At 39.0% G+C, this 18,265-nt stretch carries 16 protein-coding genes; 2 read left to right on the forward strand and 14 right to left on the reverse strand.

Annotation, left to right across the window (positions count from 1 at the left end):
• Nucleotides 1-26: 26 nt before the first annotated feature.
• From AC1M89_RS13685 to AC1M89_RS13710, 6 genes are all read right to left on the reverse strand, one after another.
• Nucleotides 27-1,451 (reverse strand): C13 family peptidase, encoded by a 1,425-nt coding sequence (locus AC1M89_RS13685; protein ID WP_481614321.1) that lies wholly within the window; start codon nucleotides 1,449-1,451, stop codon nucleotides 27-29.
• A gap of 118 nt (nucleotides 1,452-1,569) precedes the next feature.
• Entirely contained in the window at nucleotides 1,570-2,388 is an 819-nt protein-coding gene (locus AC1M89_RS13690; RefSeq protein WP_481609307.1) for a class I SAM-dependent methyltransferase, read from the reverse strand.
• A complete protein-coding gene (locus tag AC1M89_RS13695; protein ID WP_481592376.1) occupies nucleotides 2,382-3,206 on the reverse strand; it encodes an undecaprenyl-diphosphate phosphatase in 825 nt (274 codons plus the stop codon). Before AC1M89_RS13695 ends, AC1M89_RS13690 begins: the two co-directional genes overlap by 7 nt.
• Before the next feature lie 12 nt (nucleotides 3,207-3,218).
• Nucleotides 3,219-3,884, reverse strand: coding sequence for a tRNA (adenosine(37)-N6)-threonylcarbamoyltransferase complex dimerization subunit type 1 TsaB (tsaB, locus tag AC1M89_RS13700; protein WP_481614322.1), 666 nt, complete (start codon nucleotides 3,882-3,884; stop codon nucleotides 3,219-3,221).
• A 122-nt stretch (nucleotides 3,885-4,006) separates the two neighbouring features.
• The gene (locus AC1M89_RS13705) at nucleotides 4,007-4,537 is read right to left on the reverse strand and encodes a gamma carbonic anhydrase family protein (protein ID WP_481598046.1); all 531 of its coding nucleotides are present in this window, start codon (nucleotides 4,535-4,537) and stop codon (nucleotides 4,007-4,009) included.
• A gap of 27 nt (nucleotides 4,538-4,564) precedes the next feature.
• A complete protein-coding gene (locus AC1M89_RS13710; RefSeq protein WP_035268255.1) occupies nucleotides 4,565-5,179 on the reverse strand; it encodes a CoA pyrophosphatase in 615 nt (204 codons plus the stop codon).
• Nucleotides 5,180-5,309: 130 nt separating this feature from the next.
• Here AC1M89_RS13710 and AC1M89_RS13715 point away from each other — a divergent pair, with 130 nt between their 5' ends.
• On the forward strand, nucleotides 5,310-5,858 hold the full coding sequence (locus AC1M89_RS13715) for an NUDIX hydrolase (protein ID WP_035268253.1): 549 nt from the start codon (nucleotides 5,310-5,312) through the stop codon (nucleotides 5,856-5,858).
• Between the two features lie 35 nt (nucleotides 5,859-5,893).
• Here the strand turns inward: AC1M89_RS13715 and filF are convergent, their stop codons facing one another.
• From filF to filA, 6 genes are all read right to left on the reverse strand, one after another.
• Entirely contained in the window at nucleotides 5,894-7,801 is a 1,908-nt protein-coding gene (filF, locus tag AC1M89_RS13720; RefSeq protein ID WP_481614323.1) for a putative pilus system protein FilF, read from the reverse strand.
• Nucleotides 7,802-7,813: 12 nt separating this feature from the next.
• Nucleotides 7,814-9,070, reverse strand: coding sequence for a putative pilus assembly protein FilE (gene filE / locus AC1M89_RS13725; RefSeq protein WP_481609303.1), 1,257 nt, complete (start codon nucleotides 9,068-9,070; stop codon nucleotides 7,814-7,816).
• Entirely contained in the window at nucleotides 9,070-10,737 is a 1,668-nt protein-coding gene (gene filD, locus AC1M89_RS13730) for a putative pilus system OmpP1/FadL family transporter FilD (RefSeq protein WP_180000164.1), read from the reverse strand. The genes filE and filD overlap by 1 nt, the downstream gene beginning before the upstream one ends.
• 12 nt (nucleotides 10,738-10,749) lie before the next feature.
• Nucleotides 10,750-11,958, reverse strand: coding sequence for a putative pilus system protein FilC (filC, locus tag AC1M89_RS13735; protein ID WP_092768595.1), 1,209 nt, complete (start codon nucleotides 11,956-11,958; stop codon nucleotides 10,750-10,752).
• 65 nt (nucleotides 11,959-12,023) lie between these two features.
• Nucleotides 12,024-12,857 (reverse strand): putative pilus system C39 family peptidase FilB, encoded by an 834-nt coding sequence (filB, locus tag AC1M89_RS13740; protein ID WP_481609302.1) that lies wholly within the window; start codon nucleotides 12,855-12,857, stop codon nucleotides 12,024-12,026.
• Nucleotides 12,858-13,040: 183 nt separating this feature from the next.
• Nucleotides 13,041-13,910, reverse strand: coding sequence for a putative pilus system protein FilA (gene filA / locus AC1M89_RS13745; RefSeq protein ID WP_092768589.1), 870 nt, complete (start codon nucleotides 13,908-13,910; stop codon nucleotides 13,041-13,043).
• Nucleotides 13,911-14,156: 246 nt separating this feature from the next.
• Here filA and pabB point away from each other — a divergent pair, with 246 nt between their 5' ends.
• Nucleotides 14,157-15,503 (forward strand): aminodeoxychorismate synthase component I, encoded by a 1,347-nt coding sequence (gene pabB, locus AC1M89_RS13750; RefSeq protein ID WP_481614324.1) that lies wholly within the window; start codon nucleotides 14,157-14,159, stop codon nucleotides 15,501-15,503.
• Between the two features lie 48 nt (nucleotides 15,504-15,551).
• Here pabB and hisC read toward each other — a convergent pair whose 3' ends face one another.
• Entirely contained in the window at nucleotides 15,552-16,643 is a 1,092-nt protein-coding gene (gene hisC, locus AC1M89_RS13755; protein ID WP_481609300.1) for a histidinol-phosphate transaminase, read from the reverse strand.
• 150 nt (nucleotides 16,644-16,793) lie between these two features.
• Nucleotides 16,794-18,095, reverse strand: coding sequence for a histidinol dehydrogenase (gene hisD, locus AC1M89_RS13760; RefSeq protein WP_481592369.1), 1,302 nt, complete (start codon nucleotides 18,093-18,095; stop codon nucleotides 16,794-16,796).
• Nucleotides 18,096-18,265: the final 170 nt, after the last annotated feature.

Here is an 18,265-nt window from a genome sequence, read left to right on the forward strand (position 1 = left end):
GCCTCACACATTTAATTTTTAAAACATCATCGCATATTCGTAAACTGAGCACTATCACTCTGGTGTTCACTACTTACGGTTGATAATCCAACCTGAGGAAATAATCTCTTTTCAAGTTGCGGCAACATAATTTCCATATTCTTACCAATGACCCATTGTGGCTCTGATGGCATAAACCCTTGTGCATTTTCCCAATGCGCAATATTGACTGATGCATCTTCAAAGGCTTCACGTAAGCTATTTTTTTCACGCATCGCTAAATCAAAGAAAGCACGTCCAAAATAAGTCGAGTCTGTATCATTTGAACAACCAAAAGACTCTCGATCTGCTGCAGCTGCAGTAATGACTAATGTATCTGGCGATTGCAACGCTGGAATAAAACTACCAGAGAAACATGATGAAATCACAATGACTCTCCATCTGATCCCTGATTTATCAAGCGTTTGGCGCAACCATTTTGGATCTATGTCTTCCAAATCAATTGGCGTATTTTCCATTTGAAATTGGTTACTCAATCCATGGGAAGTCATATAAAGAAACAGGACATCACTTTCACGATTCATCTGAGCGCCAATACGTTGCAATGCCAAATCAATACTGGTCTTTGACGCAATTGGATATTCTTCGCGAGTTGCAGGATTATTAATTAACGCAATTGAACGACCAAAGGTTCCGAAACGCGTATCAAATTGATCTTTAAATCTTTGAATTTCCAATTTGAATACATCTTGATAACTTGCACCAGCTACGCCCATAAAATACCAATGCGAGTTCGCGAACTCTCCAAATTGGATCTGTTCAAGCGCCTGATTTAATAATCTGCTTTGCGCGTAAAATGATTGTTCTGAAATACTTGGAGGCGCCTCATCTACCTTCCAAATTGGTTGACTTTGTGACGAAATCTGCCACACAAAAAGTGTAAAAAACGTGGCGATCATGATGAGCAGTCGCTCCCACCAAGGCCATTTTAATTCACGCGAAAAAACCCAAACAACAGCTAAACTTTGCCAAACAAACAATAAAGAAAATATGTGCTGCAAATGATCAACAAGGAAATTAGGTTGATAGTCAAAGTTATTAAAATAATATTGGATAAGACACTGAATCAAAACAATATGTGTGTCTAGTACTAACCAAAGTAATGCTGGCACTAACATCAAACGTGGATTATTAGTACGCTGTGAAAGGAAAATCCCAACAATTAAAGCAATAAATGGCCAGAGCGCATAACTCACTAATCCTTGAGAATTAAATTCTCCAGCACCATTCGATAACAACCAGCTAAATAAAGAGCTCGCTGAACCTCCAAGAATTCCCCAAAAAATAAGTTGAAGAATTGATGGCCTTACAATCTGTAGTGATTTCCTTGAACCTAAAAATAACCAAATCCCTGCAAGCTGGTTACTTTTTAAATCATGCCAAAAGTTAATTGAAGGTTTAAGGTCTATCATAAGATTACTGTGTAGGTGCTTGGATCAGCTTTTTTAAGTTTATGCTCGGTTAAATAATTATCAATGCTACTTTTAACTATATAACAATTTTTCGATTATTTTTGAGTCATTTACCAAACTACTCAGAAACAATCGTTTGAAAATAGGCATCAAAGCGACATGCATCACCTAACCATTGATGATCAGGTTTTTGCGCATTGAGATAAACAGCATGCCTTGGTCGCTTTACAATAACTCGCTTAGCAACGCTTTGAGCCAATGCCAACAATTCTTCACCTAAATCCATCTCTCCATCTTCAGGCAACAGAAGATGTAACAGCTGCATTTGTTTTTTCACTTGCGCTTGTTTTTTAATGGCATTTTGATTCTGATCGCGCTGTGGAAACATTGGATCTAAATACACTACATCGGCATCGACGAGTTGGTTTGCACATTGCTTAAGATAATCAGCAGAATCTGAGAAAACCAGCTGAATACGCGCAACAATACTCTTTAAAAATGGGTCAAGACTCGCTTGTTGATGAGTAGATTCTAACAAAGTATATAAAATTGGATGTCGTTCAACTAATGTGACATTTGCCCCTAAATGTGCCATCAGTAAACTGTCATGCCCAAGCCCTGCGGTGGCATCAATGAGCTGGGGTTTTTCAGATAACTGGCATGCCCTCGCAATCATTTCAGATTTTAAGCTAGCACGTTTTAAGCGACCGACTTCGGCTTTCCAATCAGGTTGCATACGCATGCCCTGTGCGCACAGCCACAACCCATCTTGATCAACACAAAGCGCAAGTTCAGGATGATGTCTGAAAAATCGAGCATTCAATTTTTCAACCTCTTCGATTGTTGACTGCACCCCACGAGAAGAAAGCACAGCATTAAAATGCTGTGCTTTCTCAAGAAAATCTCGTTCAGCAAATAAGCGTATTTCGCTTACCATAATTTCCAACCTGTAAATGCAAAGAGAAGGATCACTAAACCTGAAGCAATTCGATACCAAGCAAAAATCATAAAATCACGTTTTGCGACATAGGCAACCAAAGCTCGAATGAGTAATAAAGCTGAGACAAATGAAACAATCAACCCAGTTGTCAACACTGCCCAATCTTCAGCAGTCTGGAACACATCATAGCTTTGATATAAATCTAATAATCCAGCACCAATAATGACTGGAATTCCAAGAAAGAATGAAAATTCGGTCGCTGCTTTGCGGGAAACGCCTAAAAACATTGCCCCGATGATCGTAGCACCAGAACGTGACGTACCTGGGATCAAAGAGAGCACTTGAATTAAACCAATCCAAATTGCATCTTTATAACTGAGCTCTTCAACTTCTTTGACACGTATTCTTGGGGGATTTTTTTCTACCCAAATGATAATTAAACCACCCACAATCAGGCCAATTGCAATCGCGTAGTTATTAAATAATAGCTCTTTTACTGTTTGCCCAAAGGTCAAACCTATTGTAACAATTGGGATTGAAGCCAAGATTAAACCAAATCCGAGTCTTCTACCTTGTGCTTCGCCAGTGACCATACCCGTTGCAGCACCCCATAAGCGCGACCAATATTCATAAATAACCGCTGCGATTGCCCCCATTTGAATGGCAATCACAAAGACATCACTTTTTTCCTTGGTCCAGAAATTCATGAGTTCAGCGGCTAAAATTAAATGGCCTGTACTAGAAATGGGTAAAAACTCAGTAATACCTTCAACGATACCCATAATTGCCGCTTTAAGCAGCAGTAAAAGATCCATAGAAATTCCTAATTATGCTTTGCCTTGTTCTGGAATTTTTTTCCACGCATTGTCACGTAAATAAACGGGTAGTGCGAGATCGGCACTGAGCCATTGTTCTTTTAAAGCATGTTCACGTGCAATCGTCGCTATATCCTCAGCAGTTGCTTGGACATGTGAATAATCATTTAATTCGGGATGAATACATTTTGTTCCTGAACCAATCATTTGAAACTTTTGATAGGCTGCAGCATTTTCATAATTTAATAATTGCTCTTCATCCACCAACTGCATTAAACCTTGAGCATTTAACTGAAAACTTGCAATGTAGACCTCACTCATTCTTGCATCAAGTACAGCCGTAACTTCTGTCAGTTGATACATTCGATAAGCAGCCTGTGCCAGAGCTTGAAGGGATGAAACAGGAATCACAGGCACGTCATGTGACCATGCAAGCGCCTGAGTGACTGCTGCATTAATACGCACACCGCTGAATGAGCCAGGACCACGACTAAAAGCGATCGCATCCAAATCTGAAACGTGTACTTCAGCTTGCTGAAAAGCTGCTTCAATCATTGGGAGGATAGATTGGGTCTGCGCTTTTGCACGATCATCTAGTTTATAAAAAAGTACTTGATTCTCATCAATTAACGAAACTGAGCACTGCTCATTGGCAGTTTCTAATGCAAGCAATTTCATGCATGCCCCTATAAATCGTTAAAAATGGTGCTAATCATACTCCACTCGAATTATTCCTGCGAGAGCAGATCTGTTCAGATTTAGTGATTATTGAACGCTGGTATCAATCTCAACACTTATATTTAAAATTCAAATTTTTCAAGCTGAGTGAAATTTTTGAAATGATGCGCATAATGCATCGCACTCATTTTAAGTTTAGCTTCTGCAAACTCATCTAATGTTTTAATTACTTTGCCAGGAGAGCCCATCACCAATGAATTATCTGGGATGATTTTACCTTCTGGAATCAACGCATTCGCGCCAATAATGCAATTTTTACCGATTACAGCATTATTTAATACGACGGCGTTGATACCAATCAAACTATTATCTCCAATCGTACAACCATGTAACATTGCTTGATGACCAATGGTGACATATTGCCCAACATTCAATTCAATGCCCGGATCAGTGTGTAAGACGGCATTTTCTTGAATATTACTGAAATCACCAATACGAATTTTGCAGTTATCCCCGCGTATTACCGCACCAAACCAAACACTCACCTCTTGTCCAAGTTCAACATCGCCAATCACAGTGGCATTTTCTGCAATCCATCCATTCCATGGTTGAATCGTCGTTGAAGGGGTTTTGTCTTGAAATTTGTACATCATATGCAGCAATCCTATGCATTTAATATTTTAATGTTGTTTGAAAATTGAAGATTTAAAACTTGGGGAATTGAGCAAAAAGGGCCAGTTTTTTTTATAATTTAAGCCATACTGAAACAACGAAATCAGGATCCTTGCTGTAAGACCCCATATCACCTCATTCTCAACTCTTAAACTTGGAAAATAGATTGATTGCTTAGCCAATCGAACTTCATAAGGTGTTGGGCGAGCATCCATCATTTCGCGGATTGAAGCAAAAAAAATACGATCGATTTCTGTAGGTTGTGGGACAAGCTTCACATTAGGCGGTATCAATCCAACCACAGGTTTTACTAAAACACCCGCTTTCGAGCGCTCTGAAGGCAGATCACCTAGCAACTTTACATCGAACGGATTCAAAGCCGTTTCTTCCCACGCTTCTCGGAGTGCAACAACAATATTACTGGTGTCGTTCGGATCTCTTTTTCCTCCTGGGAATGACACTTCACCCGCATGATTATTCATATAAATAGAGCGACGCGTCAGCAGAATTTTAGGATCATCTTCATTGGTGATTGCAAGTAATACTGCAGCATCAGCTTTTTGAATGCGTTTAGAAAACCTAAGGTGTTGTTGCAGTTGCAATGTTAATGAATGATCCATCATCTTGAATAGCTCGATCTCTCTTTTTTATTCTCATCCCATCATATATGAAATTTTGTGCATAAGGCTATAAATGATGCGAAAGTTATTTTTTTGGGGTATGCTGAATCATCTCATTTTTACTTGACAGCATATGCCTTTTTGCACGGCCTGTGGGCAACCGACGACCGAACAGATTCCTTTAGGTGATCATAAAGTACGCCAAGTCTGTACGCATTGTAAAACCATTCACTATGTGAATCCGAAGGTCATTTGTGGAGCCTTAGCGATTTGGGAAGATAAAGTACTCTTATGTCGTAGAGCGATTGAGCCGCGCTATGGTCTTTGGACGCTACCAGCAGGATATATGGAACTCTTCGAGACAATGGAGCAAGGTGCAGCTCGTGAAACTCGTGAAGAAGCTGAAGCTGAAGTGGAAATTGAGCAATTGTACTGTATGTACAATATCCCTCGTATTGGTCAAATTTACGTATTATTTAAATCTCACCTTGTTGAAGGTAAATTTGGAGCTGGTGAAGAAACCATCGAAAGTCGTTTATTTGAAGAACACGAGATTCCATGGGATAGTTTAGCTTTCCCAAGTGTTGAACGAACGCTTCGTCATTATTTTGAAGACCGAAAATCGAATCATTTTCCTACACACTTAGAGACCTTAGGTACTCGACTTGATCAAACAGGTTAAAAAAAACTCCATCTCATAAGATGGAGTTTTTTTGGTTAAGCTTTTCGACCTATTTGATAACAAGGTGTTAAAGCAATTTCAATTGTTCCTGTTCTAAGCTTTGCTAGATTAAGTTGTTCAGTCGTTGGTTTATTCTCTGGAATCGAATTGTACGTGTGTTGGTATGTCGCATGCGTATTCACCCATTCAGCTGCGGCTGTAGAGCCCTTAGTATCCCAACTCGTGATATTAATACCCGCTCTTATGTCATTATTTACGATTAAGTTTTGTAAATTTAAACGCACACCTCCAGATGACACAAGTTCACTATTAGAATCGACTCCAAAGTCTGGTCTGTTATTTAGTCCAGCTCTGACCCCATTTAGGTTCCCAAAAATTGGATTCGCTAGAATCATACGTATTGTCAGAGATTTATCATTTGCAGTTGAATATGTTGTGCCTGTCGTACCAATAATGAATTGTTGAACATCCAATTCATCGGTCATGGTTGAAGTATTCTTAATGCTTGGACAAGTGGTAGATTTTAAACTCGATGCAGTACGATTGGTTCGTATATCTCCATTTTCATCAATGACGATACTCACTGTTTGTGATGGAATCGTTTTATCATTAAAGTTAAACACTAAATCTGCGTATAATGGGAAAATAATTTGATCCCCAGCTTCAACATTTTTACGTGTTTTGAACACTTTACGATCTAAATAGCTCACTGGACTGTATTTTAGAATATCAAGCTTACCTGTATAGCGCTCAGAATTGACATCTTGACGCCACTCCCCATATACCTCAGTGCTTGTAGGTGTATCCTTGCTGCCTAAGAATCCTTGATAAGCATACTGATTACCAGGAATAATGGATTGACCAAACAGAGTTCCTTTATAGATTTCTAATTTGTCATTTGAAGATTCAATACTTTTAAAAACTAAAGGTTTTTGTATTTTTTGTGAGATATTATTCAACCAATCTTTTGAATTAGAAACGACATCTAATTTTTCAGGTGGTACTTGATTGATTAATAATACTCGTGCTAACTCTTCTGAAGTATTACTACCCGTAACAATTGGTTTCCCTCTCCACTGTGAGAGATAACCACTCGCATAACCTTCGCGCGTAGTAATTACGCTCATATCAGCAATTGCTTGATTATTGTTTAGGCTTGAGCCGTGAAACCCTGCGAAATTAGTATTTTGTCCAATAAAGAGTAAGTGATTGGCCTGATAAATACCCACACTTCTCATTCTGATGATCTGTTGTGCTACTTTTTCCGCATCATCAATTGATACCTTATCGACATCTAACCATGGTTTCAGGATCTGAACATAACTGCCATTGTTGAACTCATTGGCCGTTATATTTTGGCTGATCACTTGAAGCCCATCCAAATTGTCTTTTGACAGCACAACTTGCTGTATATCACCAGGCACATTACTGATTTGATCTACACCTAATGTTTGCAAAATTCGTGTAATTCCGACCATTGCGTTATAGGTAGGATCGGACATATTAAAATTTTCAATTGGCTTACCAGTTAGCCCTTGAGCCATATCTTGCACACCAATCTGAATATAAACATCGCTCATTTTCTTAGGCACAATTGAACCTAAATCGACCGTCCCTAACTCAATTTTTCGAGCACTGGCTTCACCCTGAATATAAAATGTAACTTTGTCTCCCACTTTGCATGAACCAATCGCAACATTAGGATCGAGTTCAGTTCGATAGTGATTCAGTTTGTCAGTACTACAATCGAACTTTAGTCCCTCTACAGGATAGTCCAAGACAAATCCAAGACAATTAGCATCATTTGAGGTTAAACAACCATTAGAGGTTGTAACGGAACCACGGTTAGGATCTTCATTTATTTTAGCACTCTCTCCACCACATCCAGTCAGTGCTAAAAAAAGCGTGGAAAACGTGAATGGGATAATATTAGACTTTTTCATTCTAGTTCTCTTTTATTTGATGGCCTTAAGCTTTAGCTGACCAGTATTCACGAGTTTTTGATTTTGAATATCAATTGATTCGACTAAAGGGGTGAGTAATAAATATCGTGTTTGAGGTGGTTTTTTTAATATACCTTCGAGTGCAGAGTATGTCGTGACGTTGGCTTGAGTATCTGTACTTTTAAAACCAGTCGCTCCCTCTAAAATGCAACCTTGCTGATCCAAAAATACTGCAATCGGCCAATAAAAAGTTGGGTTATTTTGAGATGAAGCAAATGATTGAATTTGAATCTGATCAATTGATTCATCTAACTCCACCACCTCATAAGCAAAACGTTCTTTCAATGGCGCAACTGGCCATAAACCAATTTCACCTTGAGCACCCTTCAAACGCTTAGCTTTCTGAATTTTTTTATCTTGAAAGCATTTACGTTCCAAAGATTCTGCAAGATCTTTTGCTTCAATACGCATGTACGTACTCGATAAAGCCATTGCTTCTTTCGCTGTAGGCTCTGTCGGCTGTAGGAACTGAGATAAAACGGCTTTGGTAATCCCTTTTTGTCGCTCAATTGTTTCAAAACGAGCTGCACCTACACCCTGCGTATCAGGAACTACATAAAACCGTTTTCTTCCTTCCAGATTAAACTCATGATCCTCAAGATATTCATGATCAATGTATTCAACACCATCAATTACAGTTACAGGACTTCCTTTTTCAGCTTTCAGTGAACCACCTGCGTTTTTGCTATCTGAAATCTGCTCAACACGTTGAACGCTTTCTTTAGAATTTTGATCGTGTGTAGATTTATTTTTTGTTAATGACTGCTCATGTTTCGTATTGACTTTAGTCTGTGCAAGATCAATTTTCGTCGTTTGATCTTGAGTCTTTTTTTCAACACTCACTGTTGATTGTTCAACATTGTCATTTTGACTGCGCCCAACTGATTTGCTCGCTGTAGGAGCTTTAATACTCGGCTGAGCGATTTCAACCTGTATTTTTTTAGGCTCATCTGCTGGTTTTTTTTGAATGATTTTTGGCTGAACATTTTCTCTTTGAATTGATTTTCGATTTTTAATAGATTCGTTTTTTTGAGCACTAGATGCAGATCTTTCAATGACAATCGGTCTACCATCTGGACCTATAATTGTGTAAAAGTCTTGGGCATTCAATGTAGGACATATTAAAAAAGAACCTGCGCATAAGACACAACCGAGAGACTGGCTTACTCTTATCTTTATTTGTTTAAATTGCTCAAGATTTAAGTCCATTACCATCTCGTTCTATAATTTATACCTAAAATCGTAACTTTGGTATTCGTCGATACATTTAAGCCAGCATATGGATTAAGTAATAAATTATCCACGGCGTCTAGATTGGCTAGGCTACTTGATCCCGCTGGAATTCTATCGCGGCTACGAAGGAACCCGACTGATAAATCAATATCTGTATCTTCATCAAAACGGTAACCAATACCCAATCCAAACAATTGTGCATTATTGATCGGTACCATTGTATTCCGCTTTCCATCTGGGATCGCACTTGTTCTAGGTTCATAACCAGCACGGAATTTCAAACGGTCATTGGCAGAATATTCAACGCCAACGCCCCAACTCCATGGAGATTGAAAACCTAGAGGCAGAGATAAAGAAGAGTCTGTTACATCATTAGATAACAGTTTTGCAATCTTCAGAGCAGAAATTTGACGATCGAACTCAAATTTAAACTTATCCCAAGCCGCATAGTCAGTCCATCCCACATCGAAATTTACCTGTAAGTCCGGGAATACTTTGTACTTAATCCCCGCTTGGAAATGTGCTGGATATTCTAAATCCATAGACATTAGACCAGTTTCAATCGCAGGTACATAGTTTGGAAAACCAAGTATGGTTGCCAAAACTTGCCCCGTAGGTGAGGAGTTTAGTCCTTTGATTAATTCTCGGGATGCGTTTCCATTTTCTACAATATATTTACCCTTCAAGCGCATTTTAGCACCGCTTTGGTAAACCAGCCCCAAACCAAACTCTTCAGTGGGTTCCCACAAGACACCTAAGTTGTAGCTTGGTGATAAACTCTGCTCCATTTCAACATTGATTTTCCCGAAAGTTGAAAATGGATTCATGCCCTCATTGGTATTACATAAGCCGAATAACAAAATATTCGTGACAATATTGTCATTCCCTCCACGGAAAGGGGCACAGACAGACTCATCCACCATCCGAAGAAGACCAATCATTTCATTTGGAAAACGTAAATCTGTTTTCATGGCAATGGCTTGATAAGACATGCCCACTGAAGCACCAATTGAAAGTTCATCATTTACTTGATATGCAATCGATGGTGATAAATATGTAATACGCTCCATGGCAACTTGCTGCCCCATGAAGTTACCCGGATTACCATCTTCTGCACCGAAACCTGCAACCATTGGTGCATAAACTGCTGTAGCGAAAGTAAACTTAGATCCTGGTGGGTTGTAGGAGATTCCTCCAGTTGGAGCTGCTACTGGCCATCCCTCTCCTAAATCCACCATTTTTTTCAATATAGGAATATATAAGGATGCGTACTCGACATCACCTCTCACAGAATCCTTAAAATCAGTACAGAGGTTTGATGGATTATCAAGCGCATCATTACAGATTAATGGATCATCAGAATATCCAAAGACGTCATAACCTGATGGCGCGGAAAATTCACGCTGAATATCAAAATTAGCAACTAACCCTTGAACGTCGGTTTGTAACCCTTTGAGTTTGGTTAAACCCGCAGGGTTAAAGTGAATTGCACTAATCCCGGGTGGATCTGCAGTGACAGCATTACCCATTGATAATGAGCGTACATCTACAGATAAATTCTGCCCAAGGTGTGCAAAGACTTGCGTACTACATCCACTCAGAACAATTGCCGTAACTAAAGGATGCAAACGGAATTGACTCATTTCCGAACTCCTTTAGCTTGCTTTTTTCTTACCGAAGCCAAGTATATCTAATGGGAACGATAGGCCGAGAGAAACATCTGGAGAATCTTCAGTTAAACCGATACCTATCGTTCCATTGACAATCGTCTTCGGACTAACACGTACACCGAGAGCCACCGCAAACATAGAACTGGTCTGAGTCGCAGGCTCGTAATATTCACCTGTATCATATGTAAATTTGGTACCCATGTTCATCGATTGCTGATAAGACATGGTCAACGAGACATCATAGTTAAATGAATATGCAAACCCGAACGAGAATCCAGCCGTAACACCGGGTTCAAATGTATCTAAAACACGGTTACGCCCGGTTAAACCTTCACCTTGAGTATTTCCTCCCCCTCGGATTTGATTTAAGCCAGATTCCTTAAAACCATAATTTGTTGATACTGACGCAAACAATACAACTGGATCAATATATTTTCTTGTACTTGCACCAACACCAACTGAATAATACCCCTTACCTGTTGAGAGATCCGTCAAAGGATTAATTTCATAGGGGCTATCACCTGTTTTTGTCGATAGATTACCAAACAAAATAAGTGGCAAACGACCTTCTTTCAGTGGAAATGGCTCCCAACGCGCCCCTAAACTAATATCACCCAAACCAGCAGTGGTCGTATCTTTGACACTATCAGACTTTGCAACCAATGGAATTGAAGCATTTAGCGTGATGTTATCTCTTAAACCATATTGCGCTGTGATGGTATTGGTAATCGTATGATTTGCATCTTCATCAATACGAAGTTGATACAACTGTCCTTCATCGATCGAAGCATTTATTTGTGAATCCCGATAGTACGAATAATCAAGATCATAGAACGTTGAAAACTCACCACGCTTAATCAGTGAATATTGTCGCTCATTAGAGGAAAAAACTTCCTGCAAGTTAGTCTCTTGCGTCGCATCACCTTCTTTTTGTTGGAGTGCATTTGCAGCCTGCCCTTCAACACCTGGCTTAAGAGAAGGTGTTGCATCAACATTTTCAGTAGATTCTGCCGTATAACTTGATTGTGCTTGTTCAAGCTCGGTCGCAGAACTATTTTCAGTATTATTTTGAGTATCTTGAGAAATATTCTCTTCTGATGGAGCTTCAACTGTTTCGGGTGCTGCATAGACGCCTGTGACAATCATTTGAATACTGATTGCGAGTAGCGTTCTTTTCGTCCATTGATTATTCATTTTACTTCCTACCACAATTCTTCATTATTTGGATTTTGTTTCAATTCAATTTAATTGCATTTAAATTACTTACGTTTATAGTAAAGCCGCATATATGTTGTAATGGGTTGATTATACGTTGGAGATTTGGGATCAAGATCTAATACTTTACGCATAGTTGAGGCTTTATCTGCGATTTTATTCATATAATCTGACGAAAATTGTGCATCAACTAAGGCGTAACGGTTAATTGTTGCATCATCGACATGTCTTAAATCTGTTTCTTGTAATGCCAATAGATCTTTCTGTTGAGATTCAGGAACGTTCACTAAAAATAAGGTATTGTTTTCCCAAATTTCTTTAAATCGTGCTTCATCAAAACTGATATTTCCTAATGCAGGGTCAGCAACATAAACCCTTCCATCTTTATATGCTTTGTATACAACAAAGTGCTTAAAACCTGCATAGTGAATTGGAACAATAGCAGGTTGTGTCTGTTTAATCAGGTCTTTGAATTCACCACGGTACCCCCCACTTTCATAACCTAAAGCAGTGACGAAGCGCTTCATATCCAATAATGAAAAGCTTCTACGCTCAATGATTCGATCATACTCGCCAAATCGCAACAATCCCTCCATGGTTTGTTGTTCTGTCAAATTTAGACCAGCGTGACCATTAAGAACTGTCGTCAACGCCGCAGAACCACAACTATAGTCATACGCTTGACGAACTATTCCTCTAAACTGATTTTCGATAGCCGGCTTGATAACTACAGGTTCACGGTGATTTTTTGTATAAGATAGATGTCGTGAGTCTGCAATCTCACTGTAATAAACTGCTTCGCGTGGTTTTTCTTTAATTTCGAGAGCATGACTCGCAAAAAAATACATAATTGCAGAGCCTAAAGTAATTTCTATCATAATGTTAACTGTTCTAGTTCGGCGTACTTGCCTTTATGATTCTGTAGTTGGAGTTTGCACTCACATTTATTCTTATATTCAGAATACCTTTTTCATCCTAAAAATACAGTACTTTTACTTTTTAATTTCAAATTCGCAAAATTTAAAAAACGCGTGATCAACACGCGTTTTTTGTATAAAAACTTAGTGACCAGAAATTTTGATTGAAGTGCTACCCAAATTCAAACCTTGAACTTCGATTGAACCGATACTCTTATTAGCTTCACCTAAAGAAACTTTTTGGATGTAAGCATTCAATGGTGATTGAGCTGGGCTGATATATAATCCATCTTTTGTTACACCAATTTTGGCGTCAGCATTCAGGTTTTTACTGCCTGAACTTGTAACTTTCAAGCCCTCGATTCCAATGCTACCACCACCCGATGTAGATGTATCATTAATAGTTAAGCTTGTAGATAAACCACCAGTGATTTCAGAATCAACGACAATCATAGCGCCTTGAGGTGCATTACCTAATTGAACGTTTGCTTTGGTTGCACCCAATGATAATGTTAAACCTGTAATAATTTGTTTTTCAGAACCTTCAACAACACCACGAACATTGTCATCAGAACTGTAAGTGCCAGAGCTTGCAACCCCAATAGAACCAACATTGATGTCTAAAGCACCAGTTTCAGCAAGAACATTAAGTACCGCTTGACCACCAACATCTGCGGCATCAACTTTCAACGTTGCTAAGTTTTGAGTATTTCCAGTACCCTTTGAAATCGTTAAACCGTTAACCGTGATTGCACCAGCACCAATTGTTGGATCAGCAGTGCCAGCTGTATTAATGGTCGTATCACCGAATGTCAAAGCGCTATTTGTAAAACCATCATTATCATGAATATATAACTTATCGATTTCGATACCAGCAGTTGTATCAATGGCAATAGTAATACCATCTTGACCAGTCGTTGCGCTGAGTGATGCATCATCCATTGCCTGCATCGCCATAGCATTCACGCTCACCGCCATTGAAGAAACTAAAGCCAATTTTGTGAATAATTTCATTATGTACTCTCCCAAGAGCATTTTTTTCATTTTTTTGACTGCTCTCCGTGTTTCTGAAGTTTTTATAATTTAACGACTGAAACTTCATCCTTGAGCAGTTCGCTTTGCAGTATTAAGTTAACCTTATGTTATCTTATGATCAATATCTGTTAAGAAAATTCGACCTATTCCCGATAAATGGCATAAGTGTGAACTAGTATTAAATGGGTGATGCAAATTTTCTGAAAAGAGTGTAACAAGTCACAAATGGTAAGTGCTTCATTTTTTAAACAAAACTTAAAAATTTCAGGACTAAGTAAAGCTGATTTTTTGCAAAAAATTGGTTCATTGACAGGATTGGTATATCTTGAAAATCAGGATTTACCGATTATCGGATTTTTGCCAAAAAAATATTGCGTTTATATAAACGGCGGATTCAGTCAATTTGTGCGTTGCTCTGATTTTAATTATCAGTATGAAAGTCAAATTTCTTCACTCAAAGATTTTGTTCAGTGTAGTGAAAATCCACTTTCTGACTCTGCACGCCATTATTTCAGAGGTGGTTACATTGGATACTATGATTATAATTTTGCAGCAAATTTTCAAATCAACACTAAGGTAAAAAAACAACCACAATTGTTTTTTGGCTTGTATGAAAGCTATTTGATTTATGAAAATAATGATTGGGTTTTCTATAGCACTGAACATAATGCCGAGCGCCTTTATACACGATTATTAGACTGTATTCAGCAATCTAGTCCATCATCATTTCAACTCAGTTCACCCATGCAAGCACGTTGGACTAAACAACAATATCAAACTGCATTTCAACGAGTACAAGATTACATTGTTGCTGGGGATTGTTACCAAATTAACCTAACTCAAGAATTTGTAGCACAAGCTGAAGGTGAGCTACTGAGTATAGCTAAACCTTTTTGGGCACTCACAAATGCTCCTTATGCTGCTTATCTTAAAATTGATAACCTTGAACTTTTGAGCTGTTCACCTGAGTTATTTATCGAGTTTAGACCCAATAAAAAAATGATCACTAAACCGATCAAAGGCACCATGCCACGCTTTAAAGATACTCAAAAAGACCAAGAATCCAAACAAACACTCATCAACTCTGAGAAAGATAAGGCCGAAAATCTGATGATTGTTGACCTTCTCAGAAATGATTTAAGCATTTATGCAGAAACTGGCACTGTCAAGACACCAAAATTATTTAACATTGAAAGCTTTAATCAAGTCCACCACATGGTCAGTGAAATTGAAGCGACGTTAAAATCCGATGTTCATCAATTAGATGTTTTACACGCAGCGCTCCCCGGCGGTTCAATAACGGGGGCACCCAAAATTCGAGCGATGGAAATTATTGAAGAACTTGAAGAGTCCCCACGCGGTGCATACTGTGGCTCTATTGGTTATTTTAATTTTGATGGTACTGGTTCTTGGAATATTTTGATTCGAACAATTCAAAAATATCAGCAAGATGTGTCTATTTGGGCTGGTGGTGGTGTCACAATCAGTTCAGATTGCGATGCAGAATATCAAGAATGTTTTGATAAGGTTGATGCCATGCTAAAACTGATGAATCAATGGTACGAATCATAAAAAAGCGACCTATCTGGTCGCTTTTTCCACAACAAAAATTTGCAGCACTCACACTTTTAAAATGTCATCCTTCAAGGTGTCTATTAAACGTTGATTTTGCTCATCGGTACCAATGGTGATACGCAAATATTGATTAATACGTGGTTTATTAAAATATCTTACGATAATGCCACGCTCTCGCAATTCATTTGCAAGCTGACCTGCATCTTTGCTTGGTAAAGTTGCAAATATAAAATTTGCGGCAGAAGGCAACACATCAAATCCTAAAGATTGCAGTTGCTCAACTAACTTTATACGACTGGCAATCACTTTGGCATTTTGCGCTTCGAAATAGGCTTGATCCTCGAAAGACGCCACTGCAGCGGCAATCGCAAAACGATCCATTGGATATGAATTGAAGCTATTTTTTACCGCTTCTAACGCTGCAATTAAATGCGGCTGTGCAATCGCAAACCCGACCCGTAATCCCGCAAGCGAACGTGATTTCGAAGTTGTTTGACAGACCACCAAGTTGTCATATTTTTCTACGAGAGCCACTGCAGATTCAGCACCAAAGTCTACATATGCTTCATCAATCACAACCACTGAATTTGGGTTCGATTGAAGTACTTCCTCAATTGCAGACAAACCAAGTGCAATGCTGGTAGGGGCATTTGGATTGGTGATAATGATGCCGCCATTTGGTTGCTTATAGTCATCCACAACAATTTCAAATTTTTCGTTTAAAGGCAAAATTTGAGTTTTCACACCAAAAAATTGGCTATAAACAGGATAGAAACTGTAGGTAATATCTGGATAAAGAATTGGCAAATCTTGAACAAAAAATGCCTTAAAAATATGAGCTAAAACCTCATCAGAACCATTACCAACAAACACGTGCCCCACTGGAACATGTTGCTGTTTCGCAATTGCTTGCTTTAATTCCGATGCGTCAGGGTCAGGATACAAACGTAAAACATCCGCGCCATTTGCTAAAACTTGTTGTACCGCTTCTACAACTTTTGGAGATGGTGGATACGGGTTCTCGTTGGTATTCAATTTTAAAAGATTTTGGATTTTGGGTTGTTCACCAGGCACATATGGCTCTAGTTCACGTACTTCGGGACTCCAAAAACGCATTTGTTCTACTGTAATATTCATTTTTAAATTCTCTAAATTCCCCTCACTGACTAAGGAGGTTAGGGAGAGATTTTTTAATTACCCTCACCTAACCTCACTTGCATTTCGATTTCCAGCAATGCTTAAAAACAGATTTAGAGAGGAATATTCATACCAAATTTATGGTTTAAATTACTGATAACGATATCGCGCTGAACGAGCGTGAGCATCTAAGTTTTCTTGCTGTGCGAGAATATCTGCTGTTTTCGCTAAAGTTTTCACGCCATCTTCCGAACACATGATTAGGCTTGAACGCTTTTGGAAATCATACACCCCGAGTGGTGATGAAAAACGTGCCGTACCCGAGGTTGGCAATACATGATTCGGACCTGCACAGTAATCACCAATTGCTTCAGGCGTATAACGCCCCATGAAGATAGCACCTGCATGGCGAATACCTTCAGCCATTTCTTGTGCTTCATCTAAACATAGCATCAAGTGTTCAGGGGCAACTTGATTGATCAATTCTGCACCTTCGGCACGATCTTTAACTAAAACGAGCGCACCACGATTAGCAATAGAAGTTCGTGCGATTTCTGCTTTAGGAAGTGCTTTTAAGTGCTCTTCAATTGCAATCGCGACATCATGAAGCAGTTGCTCGTCTGGCGTCATAAATACAGCTTGAGCAACAGTATCATGCTCTGCTTGAGACAGAAGATCCATTGCAAGCCATTCTGCATTATTTTCCCCTTCAGCATACACTAAAATTTCTGAAGGACCTGCAATCATATCAATACCTACCTGACCAAATACGGCGCGTTTTGCTGCTGCAACAAAACGATTGCCCGGTCCAGTGATCTTGTCTACTGCTGGAATAGTTTCAGTACCATAGGCCAATGCTGCAACCGCTTGTGCACCACCAATCGTAAAAACTCGAGTGACACCTGCCAAATACGCAGCTGCCAACACCAATGGATTTAAATCACCATTTGGTGCAGGCACAACCATAATAATTTCAGGTACTCCTGCGACGTGAGCAGGAACCGCATTCATGAGTACTGATGATGGGTATGAAGCCAAACCACCTGGCACATAAATTCCAACACGGTCAAGCGGCGTCACTTTTTGACCTAAGGTGTTACCCAAAGCATCAACATAGGTCCAACCATCTTGTTTTTGTGCCTGATGGAATTCACGGACACGATTTGCAGCCAACTCTAAAGCTTCTCGAACTTCAGTCGTTAAATGATCAAATGCAGCTTTAAGTTGCTCTTGTGTCAGTTCTAAATCTGAAAATTGATGCGCTGGATGTCGATCGAACTGTTGTGTGAGTTTGAGAACATGAGCATCACCATGTTGACGAACATCGGCAATGATTTTGTCTACTGTTTTTAAAAGTTCTGGGTCACTCACGGTTTCAAAAGCGAGCAAGTCAGCAAAGTCTTGCTTAAAATTTTGATCTTGAGTCGATAAACGTCGCATCAATTTATCCACAATGAAATTAAAGGGAAGCTTTAGTTTACCTGTTTTCTACTGATTTGTGGGCATCTTCATTCAAGCAACCCAGATAGAAATGATTGAAAATAACTTTTGATTAAATTGAATTTTCTATTGAGCTCTGTTCTTATCATAATTTGATTTTACTCGGGGGGATTTTAGATGAA

The sequence above is a fragment of the Acinetobacter sp. ANC_7635 genome (assembly GCF_056779945.1).